Source organism: Nitrosomonas sp. (genome assembly GCA_031316255.1).
GTDB lineage: Bacteria > Pseudomonadota > Gammaproteobacteria > Burkholderiales > Nitrosomonadaceae > Nitrosomonas.
Genome location: JALDQW010000001.1, coordinates 2,626,201 through 2,639,601 on the forward strand (window position 1 = coordinate 2,626,201; position 13,401 = coordinate 2,639,601).

At 45.4% G+C, this 13,401-nt stretch carries 17 protein-coding genes; 1 reads left to right on the top strand and 16 read right to left on the bottom strand.

Annotation, left to right across the window (positions count from 1 at the left end):
* Positions 1–77 precede the first annotated feature (77 nt).
* Entirely contained in the window at positions 78–605 is a 528-nt protein-coding gene (locus tag MRK00_11705; protein ID MDR4518034.1) for an adenine phosphoribosyltransferase, read from the top strand.
* A gap of 16 nt (positions 606–621) precedes the next feature.
* On the opposite strand, the gene mpl is transcribed toward MRK00_11705, so the two are convergent.
* From mpl to MRK00_11785, 16 genes are all read right to left on the bottom strand, one after another.
* A complete protein-coding gene (gene mpl, locus MRK00_11710; protein ID MDR4518035.1) occupies positions 622–1,992 on the bottom strand; it encodes a UDP-N-acetylmuramate:L-alanyl-gamma-D-glutamyl-meso-diaminopimelate ligase in 1,371 nt (456 codons plus the stop codon).
* A gap of 189 nt (positions 1,993–2,181) precedes the next feature.
* Positions 2,182–2,391, bottom strand: coding sequence for a heavy-metal-associated domain-containing protein (locus tag MRK00_11715; protein ID MDR4518036.1), 210 nt, complete (start codon positions 2,389–2,391; stop codon positions 2,182–2,184).
* 3 nt (positions 2,392–2,394) lie between these two features.
* Positions 2,395–4,803 carry a heavy metal translocating P-type ATPase gene (locus MRK00_11720; GenBank protein ID MDR4518037.1) on the bottom strand — a complete coding sequence of 803 codons (2,409 nt, stop codon included), beginning with the start codon at positions 4,801–4,803 and terminating at the stop codon, positions 2,395–2,397.
* 119 nt (positions 4,804–4,922) lie between these two features.
* On the bottom strand, positions 4,923–5,579 hold the full coding sequence (locus MRK00_11725) for a hypothetical protein (GenBank protein ID MDR4518038.1): 657 nt from the start codon (positions 5,577–5,579) through the stop codon (positions 4,923–4,925).
* Positions 5,580–5,741: 162 nt separating this feature from the next.
* A complete protein-coding gene (gene tatC / locus MRK00_11730; protein ID MDR4518039.1) occupies positions 5,742–6,515 on the bottom strand; it encodes a twin-arginine translocase subunit TatC in 774 nt (257 codons plus the stop codon).
* A gap of 69 nt (positions 6,516–6,584) precedes the next feature.
* A complete protein-coding gene (tatB, locus tag MRK00_11735) occupies positions 6,585–6,986 on the bottom strand; it encodes a Sec-independent protein translocase protein TatB (GenBank protein MDR4518040.1) in 402 nt (133 codons plus the stop codon).
* Positions 6,987–7,084: 98 nt separating this feature from the next.
* Positions 7,085–7,465 carry a Sec-independent protein translocase subunit TatA gene (gene tatA / locus MRK00_11740; protein MDR4518041.1) on the bottom strand — a complete coding sequence of 127 codons (381 nt, stop codon included), beginning with the start codon at positions 7,463–7,465 and terminating at the stop codon, positions 7,085–7,087.
* 28 nt (positions 7,466–7,493) lie between these two features.
* Positions 7,494–7,844 carry a histidine triad nucleotide-binding protein gene (locus tag MRK00_11745; protein ID MDR4518042.1) on the bottom strand — a complete coding sequence of 117 codons (351 nt, stop codon included), beginning with the start codon at positions 7,842–7,844 and terminating at the stop codon, positions 7,494–7,496.
* Positions 7,845–7,851: 7 nt separating this feature from the next.
* Complete coding sequence (locus MRK00_11750) at positions 7,852–8,178, bottom strand: phosphoribosyl-ATP diphosphatase (protein ID MDR4518043.1); 327 nt, start codon at positions 8,176–8,178, stop codon at positions 7,852–7,854.
* Positions 8,175–8,564 carry a phosphoribosyl-AMP cyclohydrolase gene (gene hisI, locus MRK00_11755; GenBank protein ID MDR4518044.1) on the bottom strand — a complete coding sequence of 130 codons (390 nt, stop codon included), beginning with the start codon at positions 8,562–8,564 and terminating at the stop codon, positions 8,175–8,177. The genes MRK00_11750 and hisI overlap by 4 nt, the downstream gene beginning before the upstream one ends.
* Before the next feature lie 51 nt (positions 8,565–8,615).
* A complete protein-coding gene (hisF, locus tag MRK00_11760) occupies positions 8,616–9,389 on the bottom strand; it encodes an imidazole glycerol phosphate synthase subunit HisF (protein MDR4518045.1) in 774 nt (257 codons plus the stop codon).
* A 73-nt stretch (positions 9,390–9,462) separates the two neighbouring features.
* Positions 9,463–10,215: a 1-(5-phosphoribosyl)-5-[(5-phosphoribosylamino)methylideneamino]imidazole-4-carboxamide isomerase gene (gene hisA / locus MRK00_11765; protein MDR4518046.1), complete on the bottom strand. Its 753-nt coding sequence runs from the start codon at positions 10,213–10,215 to the stop codon at positions 9,463–9,465.
* Between the two features lie 63 nt (positions 10,216–10,278).
* Complete coding sequence (gene hisH / locus MRK00_11770; protein MDR4518047.1) at positions 10,279–10,923, bottom strand: imidazole glycerol phosphate synthase subunit HisH; 645 nt, start codon at positions 10,921–10,923, stop codon at positions 10,279–10,281.
* A 29-nt stretch (positions 10,924–10,952) separates the two neighbouring features.
* A complete protein-coding gene (gene hisB / locus MRK00_11775) occupies positions 10,953–11,540 on the bottom strand; it encodes an imidazoleglycerol-phosphate dehydratase HisB (protein MDR4518048.1) in 588 nt (195 codons plus the stop codon).
* Between the two features lie 78 nt (positions 11,541–11,618).
* A complete protein-coding gene (gene hisC, locus MRK00_11780; GenBank protein ID MDR4518049.1) occupies positions 11,619–12,704 on the bottom strand; it encodes a histidinol-phosphate transaminase in 1,086 nt (361 codons plus the stop codon).
* 214 nt (positions 12,705–12,918) lie between these two features.
* On the bottom strand, positions 12,919–13,362 hold the full coding sequence (locus tag MRK00_11785) for a prepilin-type N-terminal cleavage/methylation domain-containing protein (protein MDR4518050.1): 444 nt from the start codon (positions 13,360–13,362) through the stop codon (positions 12,919–12,921).
* Between the last annotated feature and the right edge of the window lie 39 nt (positions 13,363–13,401).

Genomic DNA, 13,401 nt, shown 5'->3' on the forward strand with positions numbered 1-13,401 from the left:
ACGGCTCCAGCCATTGGTTGGAGCCGTTTTGTTTTGTTTGGGACTTGTGGTCCCTTTATTTATCATCTTGCTTTTTTATGCCCATCAAATCCCGTATTCGTACAGTCCCGCACTATCCGCATAAGGGAATCATGTTTCGTGACGTTACAACGCTGTTAAAAGATCCGATCGGTTTTCGCGCCACGATTCAGGAAATCACCAAACGCCATCAAACAAGTCAAATAGACAAGGTCGTCGGCATTGAATCACGCGGTTTTATTATTGGAGCTCCCGTTGCCTATCAACTTGAGACTGGTTTTGTGCCCATACGCAAAAAAAATAAGCTGCCCGCTGAAACGATTGGCCGAGACTATCAACTTGAGTACGGCAGCGACCGTATTGAAGTTCATGTTGATGCCATACAACGTGGCGATCGTGTGTTGCTGGTCGATGATTTGATTGCGACAGGCGGAACTGCAGAAGCCGCGGTCAGATTAATTCAGGAAATGGGCGGTGAAGTGGCTGAGTGTTGCTTTGTTATTGATTTGCCGGATGTGGGGGGTAGAAAGCGTCTCGAAAAAATGGGGTGCAAGATATTCTCACTGTGTGAATTTGAGGGTGATTAATATCGTTTCAAATCATTTATTTGTTACGAATGGCGGCCATCAATTTTTCATGAATACCGCCAAAACCACCATTACTCATGACTAAAATGTGATCGCCGGGTATTGCAACAGTTGAAATAGCATCGATTAATTGTGATAAGTCAGCATAACATTTTGCTTTATCGCCAAGTTTTGATAGTGCATTTTCAACCCAGTCGGCGTTAAAGCTATAACAAAAAACAATATCCGCTGCATCGAGGCTTTTAGCCAGTTTCTCTTTCCAGATGCCCATTTTCATGGTGTTGGAACGCGGTTCCAGCACCGCAATAATCCGGGCATTGCCAATGTGGCTGCGTAAACCGTCAAGTGTTGTTTGAATAGCGGTTGGATGATGTGCAAAGTCATCATAGACGGTAATTTCATCTATTACACCGCGCTTTTCCATGCGGCGCTTAACATTCTTAAATTGGGCTAAAGCTTCAATGCCAACTTTGACGGGAACTCCAGCGTGACGCGCCGCGGCCAGTGCCGCCAATGCATTCATGCGGTTATGCTCACCCAATAATTCCCACTGCAGCATGCCTTGCGATGCATTTGCGAAAAAAACCTCAGTGGTTGTTTTCTCATGCTGAAGAGTATGCCACCCCGTTGTTACGCCAAACGGTTCGATGGGTGTCCAGCAACCCTGCTTCAGCACATGTTCAAGGTTGTGATCGATTCCATTGGCAACGATTAAGCCTTGACTGGGAACAATTCGTATAAAATGATGAAATTGGCGTTCAATTGCTGCAAGATCCTGGAAAATATCAGCATGATCAAATTCAAGATTATTCAAGATGGCAGTTTTGGGATGATAATGAACGAATTTTGAACGTTTATCAAAAAATGCTGTGTCGTACTCGTCTGCTTCAATCACAAAGAATGGCGATATTTCATCGGCCTGGTTCTGCGGTCTTAATCCGATACGTGCGGAAGTATCGAAATTTTCAGGAATGCCGCCAATCAGAAAACCCGGGTTCAGTCCTGCATATTCCAGAATCCAGGTCAACATTGAACTTGTAGTTGTTTTACCATGCGTGCCGGCAACAGCCAGAACCCATCGGTTTCTCAAAATATTTTCAGACAGCCATTGCGGACCGGAAGTATAGGGCAAATTTTGATTCAGAATTTCTTCCATCAATGGATTGCCCCGTGTTACCACATTGCCAATTACGTATATATCCGGTTTAAGTTTGATTTGTTCTGACGAGAATCCTGAAATCAATTCGATACCCAACGACTCCAGTTGCGTGCTCATGGGTGGATAGACATTCTGGTCGCATCCGGTTACTTTATGGTCGGCTTCCTGTGCAATGGCGGCAATACCGCCCATAAACGTGCCACAAATACCAAGAATATGAATATGCATAGTCAGTTTTAATTAATATCCGGATGAGAAATAGTCAAGTCATTTCCAACATGCGTTTAGGCAGCAAAATTTTCTGACTCAATAGAATTTACAGAAACACGGTAATTGTGATGTGGCAACCCGTTATGACGGTATGAAAATCACGAATAAATGGTGCATCAAACATTGTTATGCCCGCGTAGGCAATTCTTAATCGATCACTTCAAAACCTGCATCACTAATTGCTGTTTTTATCTGTTCAATGTCAACAGCTGACGGATTATGGTGAATGGTTGCCAGAGACTGGTCAAGCGACACTTCAACCTGCGAGATTCCGGGAAGTTTCTCGAGTATTGTTTTGATACTGCTGACACATCCCTGGCAGGTCATGCCTTGTATGTTAACCGTAGTTGTTTGCATGAATTAGTTCCTTAATTGATTCGCCTGCCATCGTTTAAGCAGTAGCGAATTACTGACAACTGAAACAGAACTCATTGCCATGGCGGCTCCGGCAATGACAGGATTCAGCATACCAATTGCTGCCAATGGAATGCCCAGTGAATTATATACAAAAGCGAAGAACAGGTTTTGACGGATTTTTTTGAGCGTTGCGCGCGACAAGGAAATTGCATCGGCAACGCTCATGAGATCGTTTCGTATCAAAGTGATGTCAGCTGCTTCAATGGCGACATCGGAGCCTGCGCCAATTGCAAAACTTACATCAGCGGCGGCAAGTGCAGGTGCGTCGTTGATGCCATCCCCAACCATGCCGGTAAATTTACCGCTGTTTTTAAATTTTTTGATTTCTTCGGCTTTATCTTGTGGTAAAACTTCAGCGCGAAATTCGGTAATGCCCGTGCTTTTAGCGATAGCGGCGGCAGTTGCAGCGTTGTCTCCTGTCAGCATAACCACTTCGATACCCATGTTTTGCAATCGCTCCACGGCTTTAATCGAAGTGTCGCGTAAACAGTCTGCAATGGCCAGATAGCCTAGAATAACCGGAGTATCATCGTTTAGTGTTGCGACGGCGATCACTGTCTTGCCTTCGTTTTGCAGGGTAGTGATTGTTTCCGCATCAAGCGTTGCCCCGTGTTGCGTCAGAAATTTCGGTGAACCAAGCAGATATTGTGTTGAGTCAATACTGGCTTTGATGCCGCTGCCTGTGATGGCCAGAAAATCAGTTGTTGGCTTGAGTGAAATATTTGTCTTTTCAGTATAATTTAATACAGCCCGAGCCAGTGGGTGCTCGGAACCTTGTTCCAGAGAAGCTGCGATTTGCGTAAAATCCTGTTTGCTGAGTCTTACAGGAACGACGTCGGTTACTTCAGGTTTTCCCTCTGTTAGGGTGCCGGTCTTGTCGACAATGACAGTTTGAATTTTTTCAGCTTGCTCTAGTGCTGCGGCGTTTTTGACCAGAACGCCGACTTGTGCGCCGCGCCCGGTTCCAACCATGATTGCGGTTGGCGTGGCCAGCCCCAATGCACAGGGACAGGCGATAACCAATACTGCAACAGCATGAATGAGTGCAGTTACAAACTGGCCGGTCAACCACCAGGTAATGCCCAACGTAAAGATGCTGATGAGCACAACAACAGGGACAAATATGCCGGAAATTGTATCGGCCATGCGTTGAATAGGCGCTTTGGAGCCTTGCGCTTCTTCTACCAGATGGATTATTGCTGCAAGTTGGGTATGCTTGCCAACACTGGTTGCGCGGCATTTGAGCAGGCCCTGTTGGTTGATGGTTGCGGCAAAGACTTTTGATTCGGGTTGTTTGCTGACGGGCAGACTTTCTCCAGTCAGCATCGATTCGTTCACGCTGGATATGCCATCTATAACAACGCCATCAACAGGCAGGTTTTCCCCGGGACGAACAATAAAAATATCTCCGGCTTGCAGGCTATCGGCGGGTACTTCAATAATTTTCCCGTCGCGTTCAATCCGTGCAGTTTTCGGCTGAAGCTTGATCAATGCTTCAATGGCATCTGATGTTCTGCCTTTGGCGCGTGCTTCCATAAGTTTGCCGAGCAATACAAGGGTAATAATTGCTGCACTCGCTTCAAAATAAACATGCTGATCCAGAGAAAATGTCGTAACGATGGCGCTGAAGATATAGGCCATGCTGGTGCCGAGAGCAACCAGAACATCCATATTGGCACCACCACTGCGCAGCGCATGCCACGCACCAATGTAGAATCGTTTGCCAATCCAGAATTGGACAGGCGTGGCCAGCAACCATTGCAACCAGCGGGGGATTATGTCCATGGCGTCCATGCCATGACCAGTAAACATCATGCCCATTTGTAATACTAAAGGCAATGTGAGGATAGCGGAAACCCAGAATAATCTCAATTCCGCGCGGTATGCAGCAAGTCGCCTTGCCTTTTCTTCTGCGTGGCTGGCTTCACTGATTTCATGGGCAGCGTAACCGGCGTTTTCAACAGCGGAAATCAGTTCTGTGATGGTTGCTAATCCAGGTGTGAAGCTGACTTTCGCGGTTTCTGTTGCAACATTAACTTGTGCGGTAACGCCGGGCAGTTTGTTCAATGCCTTTTCGATATGCCTGCCACAAGCAGCACAAGTCATTTTGTGTAGTTGAAGTTGTACCAACTGAGGGGCGATATGAAAACCGGACTTTTCGATGGCATCGATTAATGTATTTACTTTGATTTGCTGGTCATTGTACTGTACCCGTGCGATTTCACTGGCAAAATTAACTGCGGCTTTAACACCGGGAAGTTTGTTGAGATTTTTTTCGATACGGGATGCACAGGCAGCGCAGGTCATGCCTTCAATGGGAAAATCGATTTGTTTCAGTGTTGCGGTATTCATCAGTTTCTATTGTCGGTATGAAATAAACGGGTGGGTGCGACAATTGGCCGCGTTTAAACGTTTGGACATATTAATCATATGGCGTGCAACAATTGAAAATCAAGTGGAAAGCCTGTTTTTTACTGGTTTTTGTACTCCGGTATAATGATGCCGTCAATCAGTTGTATTCTGTCGCCTTGATGCAGGTGAGAAACATCCGGTACGGTAATGATCTGCTGGCTGCCATCGTGCATTGTAATGCCAACATGATAATGCTGATGTTGTCCCCTTTGCTCAGCGTGTTCTCCACGATTACGATCATCACTATGGTTAGGGTGAGAATATGTGTTGTATCCACCAATTTTTCTGGCGATGGTGCCAGCCACTATGCCGCTGGCAATAGCATTGAGCGCATTTCCCTGACCGACGATATTGATAAAATCAATAATTCCGCAGTTAACGCATCCTGCAGCTGAAGGCGCAACGGTTAAACCGGGCCCAGCATTTGGATAGGGTAGGGGCGCAGTCGGCGGGTAATGAATAATGCCTGCATCAGTGCTTTTGATGCTGATGCTATTTCTGGCCCCGGTAATTGCCGTGCCGGTACGCTGCATGGTTCGCGTCGAGAATTTTTGTTCGGGTTTAGATCCCGGTTTGGGGAGATACGATTGGGTGATGGTCTGCTGCTGTATTGATTCATCCGGCTGAGCGGGTTGCGCAATTACAATCTGCGCTGTAAGAAAAACAGCTGAAATGATCAGGATCATCTGATTCAAGTATGTAAAACCGTGACGCATCGCATATTTCCTCTAATAGGTAGTTTCTGTTCTACAATTATAAAGCTAACGGTAATTGTCTTTTGAAACTGAAAGAACGCTATAGTTTCTTATTGAAATGGCGATGATGTTCAATCAATAGATGGTGGAATGGGTCATGATGAATGATACTGGCTTTAGTGGCTATTGATCGGACTTGTTGCTGCCAGGATGTTCCGATGTCTTGCTTTCATCGCTTTTATTGTTCTTTTTTAATGTGATGTTGGCGATGATGATACCAACTTCATAGAGTAGGCAAAGTGGGACAGCCAGCATAAATTGAGAAATGACATCGGGTGGGGTGATAATGGCTGCAATGACAAACGATCCGACAATGACGTAGGGGCGGATTTCTCTAAGTTTCTCAATCGTGATGGCGCCAGTTTTGACAAGCACCATGACAAAAACAGGGACTTCAAAAGTAATGCCGAATGCCATGAACATGGATAATACAAAACTGAGATATTTATTAATATCCGTCATGACGGCAACACCTTCCGGCGCAAAATAGGTGATGAACTCGAATACCAGTGGCAGGGCAGCAAAATAGGCGAACAGCATACCGGAAAAGAATAGCAGGCTGCTGGCAATCACCAGGGGTAACGCAAGACGTTTTTCGTGTTTATACAGGCCGGGAGCGATAAACGCCCATATTTGAAAAAGTGTATGCGGTAATGTAATGACAAAGGCCAGCATCAACGCGACTTTCATCGGTACGAAAAAGGGTGTGGCGACATCTGTCGCGATCATTTGCCCGCCCTGGGGCAGTTTTTCCAAAAGCGGTTGGGCGAGTATTGTGTACAACTCCCGGGCATAAAAAGCGCATGGAATAAAGCCGATCATCAGACCGCCCAGTATACGTATCAACCGGGTACGCAGTTCGACCAGATGCGATAACAGTGAGCCTTCAACATTCATTGCGATAGCAGGGCCGGATGTCTATTGGTCTGATTTCATGATCAAGATTGGCCGGAAGGTGCACATAGCTTACTGTGGTAATGACGAATTGTTTTTGTCAGATGGTTTGTGTCTGGTTTCCGATGATTCTGGCAATGCGTCGCTTTCTGGTTTCATGCTGGCTGTCACGGGTCCTGTATCGGTTATTTTTTGCTGAGATTCGATATCCGAAATTGATTGAATCTCATTGATTTCCTTGCGAACAGAGTTTTCTATCGAATGCACGGTTTCCTGCATGGTGTTATGCATATTTTTCAGTTCTTCCATGCGTATTTCATTGTGAATATCTGTTTTGACACTGTAAATAAATTGCCGGCACCGGCCCATCAAGTGACCGAGAGTGCGCGCTACTTGCGGTAGCCGTTCTGGACCCACGACGATCAATGCAATCATCGATATGATCATGATTTCAAAGAAACTGATATCAAACATGATACTCTGTGCTAATGAAGTATGCTTTTAGGTGCATCAATGCTGCGGATATTGATTTTATCCCGGTCTCGATTGCACCGTAAGAATTATGTTCCGGATTATGTGTTTTCCTTGGACGCATTGCCGCTGGTTTGATTGTTGTTGCCGGATTTCTGCGCGCTTTCTTCGCTTGTGCTTTTTGCTGTCGCATTAGTATCCGCCGTATGTATAGATTCGGATGCGGTCATTGTATCTTGCTTCTTGACGGCTTCCTTAAAGGAGTGCGCTGTATTTTTGGTGTCGTCATCAAAAGTCAAGCTATCCGGATTTGAATTCTGAGTAGCGGTGTTTTCAGTTTGGGCATCATCTTTCATACCTTCCTTAAAACCTTTAATGGCACTGCCGAGATCACCGCCAAGATTGCGCAGTTTTTTGGTGCCAAATACCAAAACAACGATTATTAATACGACTATCCAATGCCAAATACTGAATGTGCCCATTATGCTCTCCTCTATAAATGGAACTATACTAGTTTTTATGGATCATCGCGGGCAGGCGTTCTTTACTGCCGATAATATGAATGTGCAAATGAAAAACTTCTTGTCCGCCGACTCGACCAGTATTGATAATTGTTCGAAAACCGTCTGTACAACCTTGTTCTTTCGCAATCGTTGGTGCTAATAATAGCATTTTTCCAAGGATTTGCTGGTGGGTTTTCTCACATTCCATGAGTGATGGGATATGCAGTTTGGGTATAATCAAAAAATGTACCGGTGCTGCAGGATGAATATCGTTAAAGGCAATAACGTCGTCATCTTCATAGATTTTTTGTGCCGGAATTTCACCCTGTAGAATTTTGCAAAAAATACAGTTATCCATGGTTTGTTTATCCTGTTTTTCGTGATGCTTTTTCAGCAATACCCGATACACCCTCACGTTTTTCCAGTTCTTTCAACACATCTTCCGAAGTTAATCCATGATGAGCAAGCAGAATCAGGCAGTGGAACCAAAGATCGGCTGTTTCGCGCATAACATGTTGCGCATCACCATCCTTTGAAGCCATAAGCGTTTCAGCAGATTCCTCCGCTATTTTTTTGAGAATTTTGTCTTGTCCGCCCTGCAATAATTTGGCGACATACGAACTGTCTGCATCTGCCTGTTTGCGCGCCGCTATAGTTTCCGATAAGCGATGCAGTATGTTTAAGTGCGTCATTTTTTGTAAATTGTATCCGGGTTTTTGAGGATGGGTGAAGTAATAATCCATTGCTCATGTTCCAGTTTTCTGAAAAAGCAATTTTGCCTGCCAGTATGGCAGGCTATGCCACCGGTTTGCTCAACATCCAATAATAAAACATCTCCATCGCAATCGAGACGGATAGCCTTTATTTTTTGTGTGTGGCCGGATTCCTCACCCTTATGCCAGAGTTTCTTGCGGGATCGCGACCAGTAAACCGCTTCGCCTTTATCTACCGTTAATTTCAGCGCTTCACGGTTCATCCACGCGACCATTAATACTTTGCCGCTGTCAGCGTCCTGTGCAATCGCCGGAACAAGTCCGTCATCCGACCAGTTGATTTCACTTAGCCAAGTCGAGGGCATAATTTTTCTTTAGATAAATGGAAATGGGTTCTTTTGTAGCGTATTCTAACACTACAAACGTACTTCTATGCCATGTTCGGCCATGCACTGTTTGGCCTGCTGAATGGTAAATTCTCCATAATGGAAAATGCTGGCGGCAAGTACAGCATCTGCATGACCTTTTAAAATTCCGTCAACCAGATGATCCAGATTGCCGACACCGCCGCTGGCAATAACCGGGATATCAACGGCATCAGACACGGCGCGTGTCAATGCGAGATCAAATCCGTTTCGGGTGCCGTCTCTGTCCATACTGGTCAACAGAATTTCACCTGCACCCAGTTGTTCCATTTTTTTTGCCCATGCGATGACTTCAAGGCCGGTTTCTTTACGCCCGCCATGGGTAAAGACTTCCCATCGCGGCGTGTTGTCCTGTGTTTCAACTTGTTTGGCATCAATTGCGACAACAATACACTGAGCGCCGTAATGGCCAGAAGCATCGGCAACCAGTTGCGGGTTTAAAACAGCCGACGTGTTAATGCTGACTTTGTCGGCGCCTGCGTTGAGTAATCTGCGCACATCTTCAACTTTACGCACGCCGCCACCGACAGTTAACGGAATGAATACTTGTGATGCAACCTCTTCAATAATATGCAGAATCAGGTCGCGATCGTCCGAGCTGGCAGTAATATCGAGAAATGTCAATTCGTCTGCGCCTTGTTCGTCGTACCGGCGCGAAATTTCAACCGGGTCTCCGGCGTCTCTCAATTCGATAAAGTTGATTCCTTTTACAACACGCCCACTGGTGACATCCAGACAAGGAATAATACGTTTGGCAAGGCCCATGCGTTAAAAGCCTATGGTGAAATAGTTGTTAAAAAATGGAATACGCTTAGATCGGCGTTTACTGCGCAGTCTCTTAGGTGTCAGCATCTTGGCTTAACTTGTCGGCTAAAGCCTGGGCCTCTTTAAAGTCGAGTGTGCCTTCATAGATGGCGCGTCCGGTTATAGCGCCCATGACGCCATCGGACTCGATCGAACACAATAGCTTTACATCATCCAGGTTTGTAATTCCGCCGCTTGCGATGACTGGAATTGTCAGTTTTTTGGCTAAATCGACAGTCGCCTTGGTATTGACGCCATTTAACATGCCATCGCGGCCTATATCGGTGTATATAATCGCTTCAACGCCATAATCTTCGAATTTAATTGCCAGATCAATAACATCATGCCCGGTTACCTTGGACCAGCCGTCAACAGCTACCTTGCCATCCTTGGCATCGAGGCCAACCAGAATATGGCCGGGAAATGCATTGCAGGCATCATGTAAAAAACCAGGTATCTTGATAGCGGCTGTTCCAATAATGATGTAGCTCACGCCCTCGTCTAGGTAGTTTTCTATGGTGTCCAGATCGCGAATACCGCCACCCAATTGAATCGGAATTTGATCGTCAATCGCTTGAACAATTTCACGAATTGCTTTTTTATTTTTTGGTTTTCCGGCGAAGGCACCATTCAAATCGACCAGATGCAGCCGCCGCGCACCCTGGTTTAACCAATGTATTGCCATCTCGCCCGGATTTTCCGAGAACACCGTGGCTTTTTCCATGATGCCCTGTTTCAGGCGAACACAATGTCCATCTTTAAGATCTATCGCAGGAATAATCAGCATGGCTTAATTTGATTAATGATTGAATGAAATTCGTATTGTTCAAGTCTACTGTGTAGATCGATTCTAGATGCATGGCGTCCATTGTGTAAAATTGCGCAACAGTGTTAATCCAGCCATATGGCTTTTCTCAGGATGAAACTGTACCGCGAAAATGTTGTCCTTTGCAACCGCGCAGGTAAATGGAAAGGAGTATTTGCTTTGAGCAGCAATAACAGCAGTATTCGGTGTGTCAACATAATAGCTGTGTACAAAATAAAAACGGGCATCTTTGGGTATGCCTTCCCACAAGGGGTGATCAATTGCCTGATAGACTTGGTTCCAACCCATATGCGGTACCTTAAGTTTTTTGCCTTCGGGTGTGGTCATGGTTTTTGCATCGAAATGAACAACCTTGCCGGGGAGAATTCCCAGTCCTTTTACATGACCTTCTTCACTTTCCTCAAATAACATTTGCAAGCCGATACAAATGCCCAGAAAAGGTTTACTGCGGGTTGCCTGTACGACTGCATCCTGCAATCCTCGCGTTCTTAATTCATGCATGCAGTTTGGCATTGCCCCTTGTCCTGGCACGACAACGCGTTCTGCTTTATCAACTACAGAGGGGTCGCTCGTTACGGCGACAGAAATGCCTGGGGCAACATGTTCCAGTGCTTTATGTACGGAGCGCAGATTGCCCATGCCGTAATCAACAATTGCTATGTCAGTCATATGGAATAAGGGAGAGAAACAGGATTAGTTTATAGCGTGCCTTTTGTTGATGGAATTATTCCAGTGGCTGCCGGATCGTGCTCAATCGCCATGCGCAGTGCGCGCCCAAATGCTTTAAAAATGGTTTCTGCCTGATGGTGTGCATTTTTTCCTGTCAGGTTGTCGATGTGCAGGGTGACCAACGCATGATTAACAAACCCCTGAAAAAATTCACTGATTAAGTCGACGTCAAAATCACCGATGCGTCCACGCGTAAAATCGGCGTTGAGAACAAGACCAGGGCGTCCGGACAAATCAATGACAACACGCGACAGCGCTTCATCTAACGGTACATACGCATGACCATATCTTCGAATTCCTTTTTTGTCGCCTACAGCTTGTATAAACGCCTGACCTAGTGTGATGCCGATATCCTCAACCGTATGATGCGCATCAATATGCAAATCGCCCTTTGCCGTGATTTCAAAATCCAGCATGCCATGACGGGCGATCTGATCGAGCATATGTTCGAGAAAGGGAACGCCGGTATCCTGAACGGCTTTTCCTTTGCCATCCAGGTTCAGATTAACCGTGATCTGGGTTTCCAGTGTATTTCGTGTAACTTGTGCCTGACGCATAACGCAGTGTTTAGGGTTATAGTGAGATATGTAGGGACGAGATTCTTGGATTCAACAAATCAGATTCTAATAGATTTTCTACGCGTTTTCACTCAAAATTATGTGCAGCGTTGACAGAAATTGTGCATTTTCTTCAGCTGTGCCTACGGTGACGCGTAAGCAATTATCCAATAAGGCGTGCGTGCCATCAAGATTTTTAATCAATATCCGGTTTTGTTTAAGTTTCTGGAATATTTCCGACGCGTTATTGACACGAAATAAAATGAAATTGGCATCGGATGGGAAAATTTCCAGGTTATTTGTCGATTTTAACTGTGCAAGCAGATTTGTGCGTTCAATTTTTATTTGATCGGCCTGTTCCTGCAATACATCCATATGATGCAATACAGTCTGCGTAATTTGTTGCGTCATGACGCTGACATTATACGGCAGGCGCAGTTTTTCAAACTCGGAAAGCCATTCCTGGCGGCCAATCAGCATGCCCAGTCTTAAACCCGCAAGCCCTAACTTGGAGAGCGTGCGCATGAGCAATAGATTCGGATATTGCTCAAGCTTGTCGATGATACTGGTGCCCGCGAATGCGTGATAGGCTTCATCGATCACCACAATACCGGGTGTTGCCTGAATAATTTTCAGGATAGCCGTTTCGTCAAATAAATTGCCAGTCGGATTGTTGGGGTAGGCAAGGAATATCACGGCGGGCTTGTGCTGTTCTATGGCACCCAGTATGGCGTCAAGATCCAGCGAAAAATCAGTTTTTAATGACACCCCGATGTAGCCCATATTGGCGAATATTGCAATCATGCGAAACATGACGAACGCGGGTTCAACACTGAGCAACGCAGCATTGGGTCTGGCTGTCGCCATGGCGATAATCTGGATAATTTCATCCGAACCATTGCCGAGCATTAAATCCATTGTGTCCGGAATAGCCAATGCTTTTCTAAGTGCAGCTTTGAGATCGGTTGCGTTAGGGTCCGGGTAGCGGTTAATCGGCGCATTTTGGGCAAGCCCGGCGATTTCGTTTTGCAGCGGCAAAGGCAAGGTATAAGGGTTTTCCATGGCATCGAGCTTGATCATGCCGGTTGCAGGAGGTACATGATAAGCCTTGAGTGCTATAACTTCAGGGCGGATGATTTCTGCTGGGTTATACGGTTGTGTCATGACGCGTATTTTAACCCGGATGTTGAGATTGTTGCAGGGGTTTTGAAAAAATTAACCTTGATAGATTATGGATGAACTTATGTATAAAGCGTTAGATAACATGTTCTCACTCAAGTCGCTTTAATAATCTTAATTATTGATTCTGTTGCATAGGTTATAAATAAAAAAGCACCCCTGATTTACTGAGGTGCTTTTCTTAAGTTTTTTTGCCTAATTAACAAATTGGACCAGCTGCGCGAGTTCTGCATGTTCCCGTGACTGCCCATGTTAATTTGCCTTGTGCATCAGGTGTTGGAGTAAGAATATAAGTTTCACCTGCTAAACCTTGATTAGCTGTGGCTGTGGCTGTTATTACACCGGTGGCTCCAAGAGCAACACTTGCTAAGATATTGGTGGCAATTGGTTGTGCTGGAATATCTCCAAAAGCGAGAAATGCCGCGTTTTGTACAGCTGGACCTGTAGCATCAAAACAATTACCTGATTGTACGCAGACCTCAACGCCAGCTTTGACGGCAGATACAGCATTGATAACTTCAGTGTATCGTGCTTTCAATGTGTAATTTTGATATGCTGGAACCGCGATCGCTGCCAAAATACCGATAATGGCAACAACGATCATCAATTCGATCAATGTAAAACCTTTTTGTGCTTTTTGCATGTTTAATCTCCTAAAAGTTAATTTTTTCACATTTGATAT

Excerpts from the sequence above, each read along its gene's own strand:
- MRK00_11725 (MDR4518038.1), bottom strand. The coding sequence starts at position 5,579 with ATGCGTCACGGTTTTACATACTTGAATCAGATGATCCTGATCATTTCA.
- tatA (MDR4518041.1), bottom strand. The coding sequence starts at position 7,465 with ATGGGCACATTCAGTATTTGGCATTGGATAGTCGTATTAATAATCGTT.
- MRK00_11750 (MDR4518043.1), bottom strand. The coding sequence starts at position 8,178 with ATGACGCACTTAAACATACTGCATCGCTTATCGGAAACTATAGCGGCG.
- MRK00_11745 (MDR4518042.1), bottom strand. The coding sequence starts at position 7,844 with ATGGATAACTGTATTTTTTGCAAAATTCTACAGGGTGAAATTCCGGCA.
- hisC (MDR4518049.1), bottom strand. The coding sequence starts at position 12,704 with ATGACACAACCGTATAACCCAGCAGAAATCATCCGCCCTGAAGTTATA.
- tatC (MDR4518039.1), bottom strand. The coding sequence starts at position 6,515 with ATGAATGTTGAAGGCTCACTGTTATCGCATCTGGTCGAACTGCGTACC.
- hisH (MDR4518047.1), bottom strand. The coding sequence starts at position 10,923 with ATGACTGACATAGCAATTGTTGATTACGGCATGGGCAATCTGCGCTCC.
- MRK00_11715 (MDR4518036.1), bottom strand. The coding sequence starts at position 2,391 with ATGCAAACAACTACGGTTAACATACAAGGCATGACCTGCCAGGGATGT.
- hisI (MDR4518044.1), bottom strand. The coding sequence starts at position 8,564 with ATGCCCTCGACTTGGCTAAGTGAAATCAACTGGTCGGATGACGGACTT.
- tatB (MDR4518040.1), bottom strand. The coding sequence starts at position 6,986 with ATGTTTGATATCAGTTTCTTTGAAATCATGATCATATCGATGATTGCA.
- MRK00_11720 (MDR4518037.1), bottom strand. The coding sequence starts at position 4,803 with ATGAATACCGCAACACTGAAACAAATCGATTTTCCCATTGAAGGCATG.
- MRK00_11705 (MDR4518034.1), top strand. The coding sequence starts at position 78 with ATGCCCATCAAATCCCGTATTCGTACAGTCCCGCACTATCCGCATAAG.
- hisB (MDR4518048.1), bottom strand. The coding sequence starts at position 11,540 with ATGCGTCAGGCACAAGTTACACGAAATACACTGGAAACCCAGATCACG.
- mpl (MDR4518035.1), bottom strand. The coding sequence starts at position 1,992 with ATGCATATTCATATTCTTGGTATTTGTGGCACGTTTATGGGCGGTATT.
- hisF (MDR4518045.1), bottom strand. The coding sequence starts at position 9,389 with ATGGGCCTTGCCAAACGTATTATTCCTTGTCTGGATGTCACCAGTGGG.
- hisA (MDR4518046.1), bottom strand. The coding sequence starts at position 10,215 with ATGCTGATTATTCCTGCGATAGATCTTAAAGATGGACATTGTGTTCGC.
- MRK00_11785 (MDR4518050.1), bottom strand. The coding sequence starts at position 13,362 with ATGCAAAAAGCACAAAAAGGTTTTACATTGATCGAATTGATGATCGTT.